Origin of the sequence: Paenibacillus sp. FSL R7-0189, from assembly GCF_037969925.1 — a bacterium.
In the GTDB taxonomy this organism is placed as follows: Bacteria; Bacillota; Bacilli; order Paenibacillales; family Paenibacillaceae; genus Paenibacillus_AQ; species Paenibacillus_AQ odorifer.
In genome coordinates this window covers 573,888-591,242 of sequence record NZ_CP150223.1, presented here as the reverse complement: position 1 = coordinate 591,242, position 17,355 = coordinate 573,888, and the positions used below count along the sequence as shown (strand labels likewise).

Below are 17,355 nucleotides of genomic sequence, written 5' to 3'. Positions count from 1 at the left end.
ATGGAGGATTGAATAGGAAGGGAGCATTAGAGATGCAGGTATATATGGACATTGTGCTTAGGGCCTTTGTTGCTATGATCATGCTTTTGCTGATCGCCAAAATATTGGGAAAACAAACGTTATCTAACTTGACCTTCCACGATTTCGTGACGGGTATTATATTGGGCTCAATAGCCGCGAACTTGGCGTTTAATAAACAGCTGCATTCTTCCTACATGATCCTGGCGCTTATAGTCGTTACCGTTACATCTTTTTTACTATCTATCATCGCTTTAAAAAGTCGTAAAATGAGAAGCTGGATTTCAGGTTCACCCACTGTACTTATTGAGGATGGGAAAATTCTTGAGCAAAATATGAAAAAGGTAAGATATTCGTTGGATTCTTTGGATCAGGCCTTGAGAGAAAAGGAAATTTTTAATCTAGAGGTAGTAGAATACGCTGTGCTGGAAGATAACGGAATGGTGTCTGTATTAAAGAAACAAGAGTACCAATATGTTACCCGAAAAGATCTAAAGCTGTTGTCCGTTCCTCAGAGCTTTCCCGTTGAATTGATTATGGATGGAATAATGCTCGCAGATAATCTTAAGGATAATGGCCTGACCCAAGAGTGGCTGGAGAACGAGTTAAGACGTAAGGGGAAAAAAATTTCTGATGTGTTTTACGGGGTAAGAGGAACGCAGCAGCAGCTGATTTTTGACTATTATGAAGACGGGATAAAGAAACCTATTGATAAAGAATAGCTTTTGTTCATATTGGAGATTGACGGATACCTAAGCAGCGTCTTATAATGTTTATATAATTATTAATTAGTTAATAAAAATATAAACGTTGAGAGGCGGTATTTAACCATGGCAGAACGTGCGATCCTTAATACTGACATTCGCAAAGGGACGATTAACAGAAATATTTACGGACATTTTTCTGAGCATCTTGGCCGTTGCATTTATGAAGGGATTTGGGTTGGAGAAGATTCAACTATTCCTAACACCAACGGTATTCGTAATGATGTCGTGAAAGCGCTTAAGGAAATTAAAATTCCTGTACTACGCTGGCCAGGTGGCTGTTTCGCGGATGAATATCACTGGAAAGATGGTATCGGAGCCCGTGAAGGTCGTAAACGTATGATTAACACTCACTGGGGCGGAACGGTTGAGAACAACCATTTTGGTACGCATGAATTCATGGAATTATGTGAGATGCTGGAATGTGAGCCTTACGTTAACGGTAATGTGGGCAGTGGTACCGTTCAAGAGATGTCCGAATGGGTGGAGTATTTAACCTTTGGAGGCGTATCTCCAATGTCCGAGCTTCGCCAGCAGAATGGCCATCAAGAGCCTTGGGCTGTGACTTATTTTGGCGTGGGGAATGAGAACTGGGGCTGCGGCGGGAATATGCGTCCAGAATATTATGCAGATCTTTATCGCCAATATCAGACGTATGTACGAAATTACGGGGACAATCGTATTCACCGGATTGCTTGTGGTCCTAACGTGGATGATTATCACTGGATGGAGGTTCTGATGCGTGAGGCAACACGCTTTATGGACTCGATTACCCTGCATTATTATACAATTCCTGGTCCAGCATGGGAGAATAAAGGTGCAGCTACAGGCTTTGAAACGAGTGAATGGTTTAGTACATTAGAGAAAGCCCTTCGCATGGATGAGCTGATCACCAGACATGGCGTTATTATGGATAAATATGATCCGGATAAAAGAGTAGGTCTTATCGTAGATGAGTGGGGAACTTGGTATGATGTAGAGCCGGGGACGAATCCAGGATTCCTGTATCAACAAAATTCAATTCGGGATGCTCTTGTAGCAGGCGTGACCTTGAATATTTTCCATAAACATAGTGACCGGGTACGGATGGCAAATATTGCGCAGACGATTAACGTACTTCAGGCAGTTATATTGACCGAAGGGGAAAAGATGGTGCTGACCCCAACGTATCATGTATTCAATATGTTTAAAGTCCATCAGGATGCGGAGTTGCTGGATTTAGCACTGGAAAGTGGCACTTACAGCTTTGAAGGCCGTGAGATTCCTGAAGTATCTGCTTCGGCTTCCGTAACTGCTTCTGGAATCATCCATGTCAGTCTTTGCAACTTGAACCATGCTGCTTCTGCTGCTGTTCCACTTGAGCTTCGTGGTCTTTCCGGGAAGAAGGTTGAAGTGACAGGCACAACACTTGCCGGTGATAAAATTGATGCTCACAATACCTTCAGCCAACCGGAGGCGGTAGTGCCGCAAGCCTTCACTGCCTTCACTCTGGAGGGCGATCTTCTTAATGTTGAACTGCCTCCAATGTCAGTAACTGTGCTGGAGATTACGCCGAAGGCTTAAGGTGGTGTTACCATGTCAACAACATCAACATGCAAGGGATGCAGAGAGGATTATAAAGTTACGCCAACGCAGATTAATCGGATCTTCTCTTCTTCCATGTTTAAGCCAGAGTTTTGTGTTCCGGATGAAGTTTACGCTGAACGGGTTGCCCTTTGTGGGACTTGCCCTAAGCTGCACGAAGGGGTAACTTGCGTCGCTTGCGGCTGCATCATCCCCGTAGTAGCCAAGCTTAAGGAACGTAGTTGTCCATTGCCGGGGGGTGGCTTGTGGGGTCCCTTTATCGAAAAGAATTAAGCTAAAATAAGAGCCGCATTCGACTCTCCAATGGGAGGTGAATGCGGCTTTATTCTTGGTTATCCGTATAGAACAACTCAACGATTAGATCTTCATTATAATTTCCAAAACCTTTGCCAAAAAGAGTAATCCCGCCAATATGCTCGGCATCTTCATCTACGGAAAGCTTGAAAGACCACTGTTTGTCACGGATATTCACTTGATCAAGGGTAACTTCTGAGAGCTTCAAACCATCCATAAATGTACCTTTTGCTGTAATGCGCAGCTGCTTGAGCAAGCCGTATTGGTTCGTGAGTGCTGGCCACCAGGCCGGTGTATATTTACCACGGCTATCCCCGTAGTCACCTGGACTTGTCCAGAATCCAAGCTTCACTCCGTTCAGAGTGAATGTGATATCCGAAGGCCAATTATTATTAATGGAAGGTGCTTCGGAAGCAATTTCCATGGTTATAATCAGTTCCTCAGGATGCTGGCTGGAGAGGAGGAAATTAGGGATTTTATATTCGATAAATCCTTTGCCGAACCAAAGAATCCCCGCATTCATACGCTCAAGATCCCAGAAATAGCGGGGATCATCAAAACTGCCGATCACTTTCTCAGTAGTTGCAAGACCACAGGTTGGCTCGATCAGGAAGTCGGAGTAATGTCCAACCGGAATTTCCTTGCGATAACTTTTGCGCTCATTGATCTGTCTGCCTGGGAAGGTGATTTCTGCTCCTTCAGCAGCTAGAGTACAGATCTTTTGCAGACCACTTCGACCAGGTGCCATATGCGTCTGGATCAGTCCGGCAGCTTCCAGCTTACGCACATGCATAGTCATAATGGCGCTGCTCAAATTTACTGCTGCGGCCAATTCCTTAACATTCATAGGATTTTCGGCAAGCAAACGCAACATATGCAGGCGTACTGAGCTGGCTAAAGCTTCATAGACGGGAAGGGATTCTTCCGACAGGTCAAGTTTCATAAATGGCCTCCAATTAAAATTTATGGGCTAATCGCCGATGATTAAGAAATTTATTAATAACAATATAAAAATCGACGTTTATTTCGGATGTATAGTTAATGATTATATTAGTTAAATACTTTTTTTACAATATGGGACTTTAAAAAAGAACGGAGCCTGTGGCTCCGCTCTCTTTTCAAATCAAATCTTGCTTAATCTACGTTCGAGCTATACTCTTCCTGTACTTCATCTGACTTGAGCGCTCGGCTGTAAATCTTCAGTTCATCAATCATACCCTTAAATGGTGCATCCCAATAGTTGACGCCTAGAGCGAAAACGCCGTTTTTGTTCTTAAAGACATTCGGGAAGCCCTCACCAGAGAACTGCTCTACTCCGTTGAGGTAAACTTTTACGGTACCATTGCTGACCGTAAACGCAACATGTGTCCATGTATTTACTGGAATCTTCATGGCAGAAATAGCATCATACCAAGCTTCTCCGGACCATAACAACGTTTTACCGCCACCGTTCTGAGGAACGAAGCTAATCCAGCTATTTTTAGTGGCAGCGCCGAAGAAAGTGGTTGTTGCATCTGTAAGTTGTTCAGGATTTAGCCACATAGATACGGTGTAGGTATTGCTGTCAATTAATCCATCAGGCAAACGGATACCGGAGGTACCGTTGAATATTGCAGCTTGACCGAGGACACCGTTACCGTATGTGATATTGCCTACAGTTGGGCTATCTACTTTTGCTCCTGTAACTTCGCCTTTTCCGTTCAATTGGAAGGAGTCGTCCAGGTCGCCATCAAAAGCATAATGAGCTACTTTTCCATCAGTTACATTTACTGTGTAGCTGGCTGAAACTTCGCTTCCATCAGTCGCTGTTGCAGTAATTACAGCTTGGCCACCGACAGTTAGTGCTGTTACTATTCCGCTCGCTGCGTCAACAGCCACTACGCTGGAATCGCTAGAGCTCCAAGTTAGCGCCTTGTTTCCGGCATTGGTTGGAAGCACACTTACTTGAGGGGTGAATGTATTTCCTACAGCTACTGATTTAACAGCTTCACTGAATGAAATATTACTTACTTTAATGTTCGTATCAGGCTCACCGTTTACAAGCCAGCCCACAGCTTCCGCAGACAATGCTCTATCATACACGCGGAATTTATCAACCAAACCTTTGTATGGTGCATCCCAGTAGTTCACACCAAGAGCAAATACACCGTTTTCTGTATCAAAAATATCTGTGAATCCTTTTCCGGAGGATTTCAATATACCATTTACGTACATATTGACTGTTCCAGCATTGTAAGTGAAGGCAATATGCGTCCACTGGTTAACTGGAATTTGTAAGCCTGTATCAGCATCTAGCCAAGTATCGCTACCGAACCAGAGTCTGGTGGTTGTTCCACCGTTTCCATATGGCAGGAGACTGAACCAGTTCGTTTCGGTTTTAGCACCGAAGAATACAGGAGTAAAAGCTTTTAATTCGGATGGGTTCAGCCACATCCCTACCGAATATGCGCTACTTTGAATTAATCCGTCAGGTAGACGAACACCGGATTTACCATCAAACTTGGCTGCCTGACCGTCTTTACCAGCCTCAAAAGTGATGTCTCCATCCTCAGTGTTGTTGATCAGATTTCCGGTGACTATGCCGTCAGCTGTGCGATCCCCATTTTCTGCAAGGTCGCCATCAAAGTCAAAGGCAGCTACTAAGCCGTCTTCCAATTGCGTGCTCTTTTTTTCCATAACAACGGCGGTGAAGGTCTTAGTTACTGCGACTTCACCTAGCTTAATTGTAGCAGTCAGTTCAACTGTAGCGTTTCCAAGTCCAAGTTCAGGACGAGTAACCTTACCATTGTTAGCAATTACAGCCTCATTGGAAGAGGACCATGAAATTTCTGCTCCGCGCAAGCCTTCCGTAGGAAGGGTGATGTCATCGTATATTTTTCTTGTGTCACCAATACTCAAGCCTGCAGCAATATTGTTCAAAATCTGCTCAACGCTCATCGATTCCATCTGGCTGCCCCAGATAGTGATCCCTTGATCTGACATTGCGGTGAACGTCATAACATGCTGTTGGCGTGAGGAATCCCATTGCTTCACAAATACACCTTTGTAGAGATGTTGTACGGTGCTTCCATTTTCCGTTTCGTTAATGAGCAAATGAGCGAAGTACTCATCCTTCAATTCCCAAGTTCCGGTTAACGATCCAACGATCGTTCCGTCACTTTTTAGCTCGATATCTACTGTAGGTTTGATAATGCCTGAAACATCCTTGCCGTGGTTAACGAACTGATAAGAGCCGACAACATTATCCCGTGCTACAACCCCAATAGTTTCACCCGTGTAACGATGTACGGCAGTTACTGGCCAGCCATCTTCGTTAGTGAACATTTGATGCACACGAAGTTCATGGGTTTCACCACGGAGTGGGAAACGAGTGTGGAAGAAGTTAAATATTTTACCCGTTTCATCATCATATTGTACCGAGTTATGTCCTGAGGACACATAACCATACGTTTGGAAATTCGGGTCTGCATTTTGATTTGTAAACATGAAGTTTCCTAACAGCTTATTACCATATGGTGTGTTGTCACCATCGGTAGTTAGAACAGCATTCTGTCCTGCTGCATCCGTATAAGGGCCGTCCGGATTTGTTGAACGGAACTGCCGCATGCTGTAACCGCCTTTGGAGTCCAATCCACCGTAAGTTACATACAAGAAGTAGTAACCAGTCTCCTTGTCGTAAACGATATACGGACCTTCACCCGATTTGGTCATTCCGCCAGAAATATGGGTTCCGAAATAGCGGTCGATAAGACGTCCATCAGCGGTCTTTCCATCTTTGCCTGGATATTTAGGTTCTCCGGTAGCTGGATCAATCTCCAGAATGAATATACCACCTGACCATGAACCATAAGTCATCCAAAGCTTGTTGTCTTTGTCGTAGAAAATAGTTGGGTCAATTGCATTTGTATAGGTTTTGTTTTGATACAAACCACCTGCATTAAACCAATCTGGATTGACACCTTCCAACGTTCCATTGTCGATAAGGTCCTTGATATTTGTATTGTCCCATTTCTTATTTACTTTACTGTCACTGTCATAAGCCTCTTCCTTGGTGAAACCGGAATAAATTACGGTATTTCCATAAGTATAAGGCCCTTCGATATTTTGCGAAGTGGCGTAGCCAATCGCCGAACGGATATAAGTAGAAGAAGCGCTGTAATACATCATATAAGCGCCAGTTGTTCCATCAGCGTTCTTATAATCGTTATTCCAGAATACGTCCGGTGCCCAGATGGAGAATCCGCCTTTACTGTCCGAATCGTTCTCGCCAGCCCATTTAAAGGATTCTGCCAGATTCTTGGACAGATCACCAAAAATCACGTTGCCCGGTGTTGTATAACCATTAGTGAACTGTGTCCAGTTCATCAGATCATCTGATTTGGCCGCATCGATATGGGAGCCAAATACATAATAAGTTCCATTATCCACTACCACCGATGGATCATGTACCGAGACATTGGTGAGTGCTGGTGCAGTTGCTCCCGGACTAGGTGTAGCCGTCGGATTTGGTGTAGCCGTCGGATTTGGTGTAGCCGTCGGATTTGGTGTAGCCGTCGGATTTGGTGTAGCCGTCGGATTTGGTGTAGCTGTCGGATCTGGTGTAGCCGTCGGATTTGGTGTAGCCGTTGGATCTGGTGTAGCCGTTGGGGCCGGAGTAGCTGTAACTTCCGGAGCCGAAGTAGCAACAGAACCGCCGTTAGATCCACCGGTGCCAGTGGTTGCCGTAGCCGTTGGAGTTGGTGTTTCAAAATGGATTAACTGACTGTACTTGCTATCAAAGATAACCTTACCCGTGCCTTGGATGGTTAGGATATCGTTGAAACCAAGGATTAGATTCTTGATTTCTGTACCTGCCTCTACACGCAGCTTGGCTTTTTGCTTCAGTGTAACTTCAGCAATACTGCCTGCTGTCAGATGTAGTGTAGGCTCTCCCAACGCTTGAAGCTCAACGGAATCAAAGCTTCCTTTCAGCTTGAGGATGGAATCCTTAGGCAGCGTATTCTCAACAATAACCCGGCTGAAACCTGCCCCCGTTAGTGCATCTTCCTCTAGTATTGCACTGGAATGTACGCGTACGTTTGGTACGGCACTTGTGCCTCTAGTAACGACTCGCAGCTTGCCGTTATGCTTATCTACTACCATTTCAGCAGCATTGGAGTCGCTTAGTACGACACTGTTCTCACCGCCACCAGAAACGAATACTTTTCCCTTAACAGTGACATTATTCAGTGTGACATCGCCCTCAGCAATACCTTCGGTAAGGTAGAGATTCCCTGAGATTGTGGAGTTTTTCAACTCTACGCCTGGGCTGCTGATAACCATATTCCGAGTGTTAATCCCCGAATAGCTTCCGCTCTTAGGCGTGATTTCTCCGCCAAGCTTCTCAATCATGCGCAGTGCTTCCGCTCTTGTTACAGCCTGAGTTCCTTTAAAGCTGCCGTCAGTGTAACCTTGCAGATAACCTTCACCAAGTAAAGACAATACTGCTTCTTGGCTCCATTCTGGCAAATCAGCAGCATCCTTTGGTGCAGAAGTGCCAACAGATGAGTTGAGTTGGAACAGTCTGTATAACATTACTGCAGCTTCTTGCCGACTTACTTGCTGTGCGGGTCGGAAGGTGCCATCGCTGTATCCTGTTACATATCCTGCAGCGGTTGCTTTTTGGATATCGCTGTAGTAAGCACCTGTCGTGGAAACATCCGTGAAGCCTATATCGGCTTTTTCCTGCAAATTAAAGACCCGATTAACCAGAGTAACCCACTCTGCACGGTTGATTTCTTGATTTGGCTTATATATTCCGTTTCCGTAACCGAGAATCAAGCCCTTATCTACCCAGGTTTGAAAATCTTTTTGTGCCCAGTGGCCGGAATAATCGGCAGTTTGTTGCTGAGTGGATAATGCGACTGCTTTGGAATCGCTTGCAGAAGCAGCAGAAATTAATGGAGCAGGCACTAATAGAGTGAGGGCAAGCAGGGAAGCGGTTAGTTTACCAGTAGTTTTTCTCAAATGTATGTTCCTCCGATTCTAGTGATGTAGAGCTTGTACACGCGTATTTTTCCAATTCCTCCCTTCTTTACTGAAAAAAATGTAAAACGCTTACATAAATAGCTACTAAAAAAACGCTTTCGAATATGAAAATGGTTTTAATTTATGTATTACTAAACCATAACACGGAAAACGTTTTATAATGCTCTCATTTTAAGCATGATATCAGCAAATAGTCAAACAGAAATTTAATGATTTATGAATCTTTTTATATTTTTATAAATTATAAATTCAAAATAGAGGCAAATGATTTAACTACTGGTGATTACTGCTGAAGTGGATAAGAGTGAAATGTGGTGAATGGATGACTAGGCGGGATATATCAGCAAGATAAAGAGAGGGGATAGGGCATAACAGGTGGGGGGGAGCTAAAGAAGAATAGCTAATTAGTTGTTCACCCCCGCAAAAAAACCAGTTTTGCTTAGATCAGAAATGAAAAATTTACAGATAGTACAATTTGAAAATGATATCTTGATCATGGTTTCCGAATTTTTTTCCGAAAATCGTTGCTCCTCCTACGTGTTTTGCATCTTCCTTCACTTCGATCCGAAAGGTCCAACGATCACAATTGGTATCTAAATCCTCAATTGAAACCTGAGACAGCGGGTCACCGTCAATGTAAGTTCCATTGTGGTTTGTAATTCTAATCGTTTTTAGCAATCCGTATTGATTGATATTGTGTGGCCACCATTCCGGTGTGAATTTACCTCTAGCATCAGCGAAGTCTCCGGGGCTCGTCCAAGTCCCTAATTCCAAGCCATTCAAAGAAAAGGTGATGTCTGAAGGCCATACGTCATTAGCAAAGGGGAATTCGGAAGAAAGCTCTAAGCTAATTTCAAATTGCTGTAAGGTTTCCTCTTTTTTTAGGAAATTAGCAATATTATATTGCACATAACCTTGCGTGAACCAGAGAATCTCTGCGTCCACTCTTTTAGAATCCATGAAATACTTAGGTTCGTCTACTCTGCCGATAAACTCCTTATCCGTAGCAAGTCCGCAAGTAGGTTTCAGATCATAATCGGTATAATGACCAATCGGCACTGATGTCTCGTAGGAGGCAAAGGAGTGAAAGATTTTTTTCGGGAAGTTAATCTCAATATGATCCACCCTAAGGATTGAGATTTTTTGCATTCCTGATTTACCAGGCACCTTTTCAGTTTTTATGAGCCCTGCATCTTCTAGTTTTTTAATGTGTTTGGTAACGATAGGACTGCTTATTTTAAGTTCTTCTGCCAAATCTTTGATGTTCATCTTATTTTTGGAGAGCAACTGAATAATTTTGATGCGTACTTCACTCGCTAAAGCTTCGTAAACAACAAGAGAGGATTTGTCGATTTCCAACTGCATTTTACCCACTTCTTTCAAAGTTATTTCATATACTGTAAAGTTTATTAATCTATATATAAAGTAACATGAAAGGTAACCGAAGTAAATATAATATCGCTTTCATCTCCGAGAGATGAATCAAAAGGTTAATTAAACGAAAAAAAATTCTGTTAAGTTTATTTAAATGTTATTGACTACGCTTTCACAATGAATGTATACTAATCTCAAGTTAATCGTTTTCAAAGAAAGTGAACATGAATGGTTATCTTAACATTACAGCTGCAGGGGGAGAGAGTAATGAAAAAGAAATTTGGAGTTTTATTAGCAACGGTTCTAACATTATCGACAGTTTTGGCAGGATGCGGTGGTAAAGATGATAGTAAGACGATTACGTTCTGGACACCGCTGACCGGTGATGACGGTGCTTATATGGATCAAATTGTTAAAAACTACAATGCAACGAATCCCGAAATCAAAGTAAAACATGTTATTACGGCTGATATGTACACAAAAGTTTCTACAGTTTTGGCATCTAGCAAAGGTGTTCCTGATTTAGCAATTATCCACGCTGACCGTGTTCCTGGGTTTGTTAAACAAGGTGTACTGGAATCCATGCAAGATACCGTATTGCCAGCACAACCTGAACTGAAAGCTGAAAATTACTTACCACAAGCTTGGAACACTGGTAATATCGATGGAACTCAATACACAGTTCCTCTTGATATTCATAGTAACGTAATGTATTACAATAAAGATTTGCTGAAAAAATATAACGCTGAATCATTCTTGGATGATAACGTTGTTACTATTGATGAAATGCTTTCCTTACAAGGTAAATTGGATGAAGGCGATTACGTAGTTAATGATGCCTTGCTGGGCTGGGTTATCTTGGCTCAAATTCAAGATTTGGGCGGGGATATCCAAGTCGATGGAAAACCGGCTGTTAATACCCCTGTATTTAAACAAGCGTTTGAAAATGTTAAGAAAATCGCCGATGCTGGCCTGATGACTCCATTTGGTGAAGACGGTTACTTGATGTTCCAATCTCAAAATGTACTTTTCTCGACAGACGGAACTTGGAGTTCTACAGCACATGCTGGGGTTGAAGGCTTGAACTTTGGCGTGACCAATGTTTATTCTCCTACTCCTGATAAATTCACCAACAGATCTTCTTCTCACTTGTTCGCTATGTTGAAAAATGATAAGAGAACAGACGAAAAAGAAGTGGGTATTGCTAACTTCTTGGAATATGTTCGTACGAATTCGATGGAATGGGCAAAAGCTGGACAAAACGTAGCAAGTAACGTAGTTAACCAAAGCCCTGAGTACAAAGACTATATGCAATCCTTCTTTACATCTGATGAAAAAGAAATCGAATCCCTTTACATTTACACCTATGAATACTACCCATACATTGCGGAAGCTGTAGATACTTACTGTGCGGATATCGTGCGTGGCAACGTTGATATTGATGAGACCTTGGCAACGATGCAAAAATTTGTTGAAGATAAAATTGCGGAAAGCAGCAGTGCAGCAAAATAAAGCAAAATAGAATAGATTGTACGAAGTAATGTGCCATGTTATGGTGCATTACTTTGTGCAAAAGGAGAAATGAATTCCTATGAAAAAGAAAATCAATTGGGCACCTGCTTTCTTTGTAGGTCCGCATGTCATTTTGTTTGCTGTCTTCATTTTATTGCCAACGATTTATGGGATTTATGCTTCATTTACAAAATGGAATTTAATGAGTGATCCGGTATGGGTAGGCTTTGATAACTATAAAGCTATTCTTTTTGACGGCGGATCAACCTTTCATACTCAATTTTTCAGAGGCCTAAAAAACACATTGATTTTCGTTGCTATGTCTGTTCCGTTGCTGATTATTATTCCATTAATGGTCGCGGTGGCGTTGGAACATAAAAAAGTTAAAATGAAGAGCTTAATTCAATCTATTCTTTATATTCCTGGCTTGATTTCAATTTCTGCGGCAGCACTGATTTGGCTGTTGATCTTTAATAAGCAACTAGGGATCACTGGTAATCTGTTTGGATCACAAATTGCTTGGCCTGCAAATCAACCCTATGCGTGGATTATTATCATTGTAATTACTTTATGGGGTGGTATTGGGGGCAACATGATTATCTATCGTGCTTCCTTAAGTGGCGTGGCTCAAGAGTTATATGAATCAGCGGAGCTCGATGGTGCGGGTTCAATTAAAAGATTCACCAGTATTACCTTGCCATCTATTCGTTTTCCATTAATTTATACCTTTGTTATGACAACTGCGGGTGCCTTTAATGTATTCGGCCAACCGTTAATGATGACCGATGGTGGACCTCGACAAAGTACACACGTTCTAATGATGTATATTCGTCAATTAGCTTTCGGTAACGGTGAATCCATCGCCGGGATGGCATCAGCTATGGCAGTTTTACTGGGATTAGTTATTTTGGTGATCTCAGCACTGCAATATTATGTAATGAACCGAAATGCTTCATAGGGTTCGCAGAAACTAATTGACTAACAAGGAAATGGAAAAGGTAGGTGTACTAAAATGTCAAACCAGGCAGTAAATCCAGTTGTAAATACAACAGGCAAAATAAAAGGCTCCTCCAGTGTAAGTATTTCAAAATATATATCCTATATATTTCTAGGTATCCTATGTGTGATTTGGATCATTCCTGTTATATTCGGGATTTCCACCTCATTTAGATCACAAACGGAAGTAGTATCCTCGGGCTTTAGACTATTTCCTAAAGAGTGGGTCTTTGAGAACTACGTTACGATCCTAAACAATACTTCTACAGCTCCAATTCTACGTTGGTTAGGTAACTCATTGTTTATTGCTACATCTCACACCATTCTGGTTGTTATTGTTATTTCGATTACAGGTTTTGGTTACACCCGTATTAAGTTTAAAGGAAGAGACACATTGTTCTTTACTTTGCTGGGGATCTCCTTCTTCCCGGGTGTTGTTAACTTGATTCCTTCGTATAAAATCATTGACTCCTTTGGTTGGGTGAACACTTCCTGGGCTATGATTATCCCTGGTCTTGCGGGTATGGGTAATATCTTCTTGGTCAGACAGTTTATGAACGGTATCCCAAAAGAATTAGATGAATCGGCTAAAGTTGATGGTGCAAGTGACTTTAGAATTTTCGCGCAAATTATATTGCCGTTAGTTAAACCAATACTAATTGTTTGCGGATTGTTCTCCTTTACTGGATCTTGGAATGACTTCCTCTGGCCGGTTATCGTGTACACAGACGTAGACAAAATGCCAATTACCGCTGGTTTGCTCTTATTGCAAGACATCTACGGAAACTATCGTATGATCGGACAATTAATGGGCTCGGCAATCATGGCGATTATTCCAACATTGCTGCTATTCGTTTTTGCACAAAAATACTTCGTTCAATCCATCAACCTGAATTCGGGTATCAAAGGTTAGATCGAATGAACTTAAACTTAAATACACCTTGACTTCTTATAAGGAAGGGTGTGTTTTGGTGACCTGCAAATATAAAAAAAGAGATAAATATAGGAGTTGTCATTGTGAGAGAATTTAATGTAAAAAATCCACTAGTTGAGCAACGAGCAGATCCTTGGATCTATAAACATACTGACGGGTACTACTATTTCATAGCTTCAGTTCCAGAGTTCGATAGAATTGAGCTTCGCCGTTCTGAATCCATTCAAGGATTAGCTGAGGCTGAAGGGAAGACCATTTGGGTTAAGCATGAAACGGGCTTGATGAGTGCTAATATCTGGGCGCCAGAGATTCATTATATTGATGGGAAATGGTACGTGTATTATGCAGCTGCACATACCTCTGATACGAAAGATGGTTTATTTGATCATCGCATGTTTGCACTAGAAAACTCATCCGCAAATCCTTTAGAGGGTGAATGGGTCGAAAAGGGTCAAATAAAAACAAAATGGGAATCTTTTGCCTTGGATGCAACAACTTTTGAGCATAAAGGAGTTAGATATTACGTTTGGGCACAAAAAGATCCTGCTATCCCTGGCAATTCAAATATTTATATTTCCGAAATGGAGAACCCTTGGACACTAAAAGGCGAGCAGGTGTGCATCACCACTCCTGAATACGATTGGGAAAAAATCGGATTTTTGGTGAATGAAGGCGCAGCAATCCTTAAGCGTAATGGACGCATTTTCATGACTTTCTCAGCTAGTGCAACAGATCACAACTATTGTATGGGATTGTTGACTGCTGATGAGAATAGTGATTTGATGGATCCAAAATCATGGGTCAAGACACCTGAACCTGTGTTTACGACTTCTGAGGAAAACGGCCAATATGGTCCGGGACATAATAGTTTTACTGTCTCTGAGGATGGCACACAGGATATCCTTGTTTTCCATGCTAGAAGCTATAAGGAAATTGTCGGTGATCCGCTTTACGATCCGAATCGTCACGCACGTGTGCAAGTAATCCAGTGGAATGAAGACGGAACGCCAAACTTTGGTGTACCTAGACCGGATACGAAATAAAAAGGGATTTGTCGCATAAAACAACAGAGCAATGATTCTCCCAGAGGTGGAGAAACACTGCTCTGTTGTTTTTTATAAGAGTCATAGTTATAACCCTCCTGAGGCTTAAGGACTCAGCTGACGCTATTTGCAAATTTTTGGACATTTGAGCAAGGTTGCGGACCCCAGTGCAGCTATTCCTTTAGAAAAGGTTCATTTTTGCTGTTCTTCAAGCCAATAACGACTTTAGGGTCCGTTAGGTACGCAAATTTGTGATAAAGTTGCATTTAAGGTCAACGGTGTCCGATAGTTGCTTTGGGAATGCGTAAAAGCGAGTTGATCAAATGAGGTACTCTTATAATGGAAGATCCCGTCTTCTGAACAGCTCTACTCCCAAGGAAAAGGTGAACACTCCGATCAACAGCAGCCAACTGGAGACCTGAATAATCTCCACGTTGCCCTGAACGATTTCCCCGGGTTGATAGAAGGAGAATAAGGTTAGGAAACGCAGTCCTTCCAGTTTGTCGCTTATTTTACCGAGTAGATCCAGAGTGAAAAATCCGAAGGCGATGGCGCCGGAAATTCCGAGTGCTTTTTTCTCGTCATTACATACAGAGGACACGAGAAAGGTAAGGCCGCCTACCGCAAAAAACAATAAAAACGCCACGGTATTCAGCTGAGCGAAGCGACCACTGTTAAAGTCATATTCACTGCCAAGGAACCATGCTTTACCTAATAATCCGGCGAGGGTGGTTACACCCATAATTAAGAGTAATGCTGTAGTGAGAACAAGTGCCTGCGTGGTAGCGACTTTTCTCCGTGTAGTTGGGGCTATGAGCAGATAGGCCATGGAGCCGTGATCCACGAGTCGAGCCATAAGCTGCGTTGACATTTGCACACAAACTATGGATAGAATCAGAACTAGTATAAGTCCATAATATTCTCCGGAGATAAAAGCTTCTGCACTAGTAAAACCGCTATTTAGCCCAAAGGCTTTACCCACACCCTCTGGCATCGCCTTAATAAGGTCATCAATTGCTTGTGTACTCCCCGCAATCCCAGGATAAAGCCAGATCATAAACAGAATATAGAAGGCAGAACCAAAGGCGTAATTCAATATTCCTTTCAGGTTCACTCGCATCATTTCCTTATAGAGCGGAAGATTCATTACACTACCCCCTCGCGGTCATAATAGTCCATGAAGATGTCCTCCAGATTTTGCGTGAATACGTCGATGCTGCGGATATTGTATTTTCCAGTTTCCCGGATGAATCGGTCATAATTGCCCTGCACAGCTATGCGGACCTTATTTCCCTCATGAGCTTCCACTTGTAGGCCGGAGGCGGCAAAATCCACTGCATCTTCACTATTCGCAAAAATGACCTCAAACAGCTTCCGTTGCATCGATTGCAGTTCATGAATATTTTTTACGGTGATAATCCGTCCGTCTTTGATAATTGCGGCGCGGTCACAGGTGCGTTCAATTTCTTGAAAGCTGTGTGAGGACATGAGAAAGGTGGTTCCGGCTGATTTTTCCTCCAGTACCAGATCAATAAATACCTTTTGCATGAGCGGGTCGAGACCCGAGGTAGGTTCATCCAGAATAATAACGTCAGGACTGTGCATAAAAGCAGCGACGATTCCGACCTTTTGCTTCATTCCCTTTGACATTTTTCGGATCGGAGTGGTGGCATCAAATTGCAAACGTTCAATCAGCTGCTCGCGTTTGGTAGTATTTTTGATTCCCTGCATGGCTGAGATAAATTTAAGGAAAGAAAGACCCGTCATCCCATCAAAAAAGTTGATTTCACCGGGTAAGTAGCCGATATGCTTCTGGACTGTCCCTTGTGCCTTCCATACATCAAGCCCATGGATACTCGCATGCCCTTGATCTGGTTTCATAAAACCCATGATATGCCGTATGGTCGTCGATTTACCCGCACCGTTAGGACCCAGAAATCCAAAAACCTCGCCTTTATTTACGGTAAATGTTACATCTTCGATTCCTTTGCCATTCGAAAATCGTTTAGTTAAGCCTTCTACTACCAGCATGCTGCCACCCCCGCCGCAAAATAATGAACTATTATGAATCAGATATTTCATATGTTATATTATTCCTAGTGGTTAATGAAGTCAATATAATTATGAAATAATTGAAATGGAATATTTCATTAAATTTGAATATGCATACTTAATAACGAAGTTAGGGTGGAAGCTATGAATGGATTTGAGAAGAGAGCAGCACAGATTAAACTCAAAATTATGAAAACTACCATGGAGATGCTCAAGAACTGGGAACCGAAACGTCTACGGATCGCTGATATTGCGAAAGAAGCAGGGGTCTCTCAGGTGACGATTTATAATTATTTTGGCAGTAAGGAAGCGCTGCTTAGTGAGTCTTTTAAAGACTTTGTTCAGAAGGAAATTCAGGAATTTGAAGATTACATTTATCAAGAGCATTCTCTAAAGGAGATTATTGGTTACATTCTAACCATGGAGAGGGAAACTTACAGCGGTTTATCTCCCGCAACTGTGAAGGAGCTTATGGTTGAGGATCAAGAAATGTTCCATTATATTGAGGAACGATATGCGAATGACATTTTGCCGGTGCTGGTGAAGATGGTCGAGGATGGGAAAGCGCGGGGAGAAATCTCAAATAAAGTATCCACCAAAGGGATACTTTCACTAATGGGGATGTATATGCGTAATGCAGGTGAACTTCTAGACGAAGCTAGCAAACAGGAAGATATGGATGCCTTCATCGAGGAAGCCATCCATATTTTCTTCTATGGCATTTGCGGGAAAGAGTAAGGGGAACTTGAGCTGCGAG

At 42.4% G+C, this 17,355-nt stretch carries 13 protein-coding genes; 8 read left to right on the top strand and 5 right to left on the bottom strand.

The features are described from left to right. The first annotated feature begins 32 nt into the window (after positions 1-32). The 3 genes from MKY63_RS02610 to MKY63_RS02600 all read left to right on the top strand — a co-directional run bounded on the left by MKY63_RS02610 (position 33) and on the right by MKY63_RS02600 (position 2,639). Complete coding sequence (locus MKY63_RS02610; protein ID WP_339811439.1) at positions 33-740, top strand: DUF421 domain-containing protein; 708 nt, start codon at positions 33-35, stop codon at positions 738-740. 108 nt (positions 741-848) lie between these two features. Further along, complete coding sequence (locus tag MKY63_RS02605; RefSeq protein WP_339811437.1) at positions 849-2,345, top strand: alpha-N-arabinofuranosidase; 1,497 nt, start codon at positions 849-851, stop codon at positions 2,343-2,345. Between the two features lie 12 nt (positions 2,346-2,357). After that, a complete protein-coding gene (locus MKY63_RS02600; RefSeq protein ID WP_339811436.1) occupies positions 2,358-2,639 on the top strand; it encodes a DUF6171 family protein in 282 nt (93 codons plus the stop codon). A 49-nt stretch (positions 2,640-2,688) separates the two neighbouring features. Here MKY63_RS02600 and MKY63_RS02595 read toward each other — a convergent pair whose 3' ends face one another. The 3 genes from MKY63_RS02595 to MKY63_RS02585 all read right to left on the bottom strand — a co-directional run bounded on the left by MKY63_RS02595 (position 2,689) and on the right by MKY63_RS02585 (position 10,052). Further along, positions 2,689-3,603, bottom strand: a complete 915-nt coding sequence (locus MKY63_RS02595) for an ArsR family transcriptional regulator (RefSeq protein WP_076100540.1) — start codon at positions 3,601-3,603, stop codon at positions 2,689-2,691. Between the two features lie 191 nt (positions 3,604-3,794). Then, positions 3,795-8,666 carry a LamG-like jellyroll fold domain-containing protein gene (locus tag MKY63_RS02590; protein ID WP_339811433.1) on the bottom strand — a complete coding sequence of 1,624 codons (4,872 nt, stop codon included), beginning with the start codon at positions 8,664-8,666 and terminating at the stop codon, positions 3,795-3,797. A gap of 480 nt (positions 8,667-9,146) precedes the next feature. Continuing rightward, complete coding sequence (locus MKY63_RS02585; protein WP_076126270.1) at positions 9,147-10,052, bottom strand: ArsR family transcriptional regulator; 906 nt, start codon at positions 10,050-10,052, stop codon at positions 9,147-9,149. 276 nt (positions 10,053-10,328) lie between these two features. On the opposite strand from MKY63_RS02585, the gene MKY63_RS02580 reads away from it, so the two are divergent. The 4 genes from MKY63_RS02580 (at position 10,329) to MKY63_RS02565 (ending at position 14,546) form a co-directional block, all read left to right on the top strand. Continuing rightward, entirely contained in the window at positions 10,329-11,573 is a 1,245-nt protein-coding gene (locus MKY63_RS02580) for an extracellular solute-binding protein (protein WP_339811430.1), read from the top strand. A gap of 79 nt (positions 11,574-11,652) precedes the next feature. Further along, complete coding sequence (locus MKY63_RS02575) at positions 11,653-12,531, top strand: sugar ABC transporter permease (RefSeq protein WP_038569498.1); 879 nt, start codon at positions 11,653-11,655, stop codon at positions 12,529-12,531. A gap of 54 nt (positions 12,532-12,585) precedes the next feature. After that, a complete protein-coding gene (locus MKY63_RS02570) occupies positions 12,586-13,482 on the top strand; it encodes a carbohydrate ABC transporter permease (RefSeq protein WP_036675639.1) in 897 nt (298 codons plus the stop codon). A 104-nt stretch (positions 13,483-13,586) separates the two neighbouring features. Further along, positions 13,587-14,546, top strand: coding sequence for a family 43 glycosylhydrolase (locus tag MKY63_RS02565; RefSeq protein WP_076184723.1), 960 nt, complete (start codon positions 13,587-13,589; stop codon positions 14,544-14,546). 334 nt (positions 14,547-14,880) lie between these two features. Here the strand turns inward: MKY63_RS02565 and MKY63_RS02560 are convergent, their stop codons facing one another. Together MKY63_RS02560 and MKY63_RS02555 are read right to left on the bottom strand one after the other, a co-directional pair. After that, positions 14,881-15,693 (bottom strand): ABC transporter permease subunit, encoded by an 813-nt coding sequence (locus MKY63_RS02560; RefSeq protein WP_076281115.1) that lies wholly within the window; start codon positions 15,691-15,693, stop codon positions 14,881-14,883. After that, on the bottom strand, positions 15,693-16,577 hold the full coding sequence (locus tag MKY63_RS02555; RefSeq protein ID WP_339191141.1) for an ABC transporter ATP-binding protein: 885 nt from the start codon (positions 16,575-16,577) through the stop codon (positions 15,693-15,695). The genes MKY63_RS02560 and MKY63_RS02555 overlap by 1 nt, the downstream gene beginning before the upstream one ends. Before the next feature lie 165 nt (positions 16,578-16,742). Here MKY63_RS02555 and MKY63_RS02550 point away from each other — a divergent pair, with 165 nt between their 5' ends. Next, complete coding sequence (locus tag MKY63_RS02550; protein WP_076126280.1) at positions 16,743-17,336, top strand: TetR/AcrR family transcriptional regulator; 594 nt, start codon at positions 16,743-16,745, stop codon at positions 17,334-17,336. Positions 17,337-17,355: the final 19 nt, after the last annotated feature.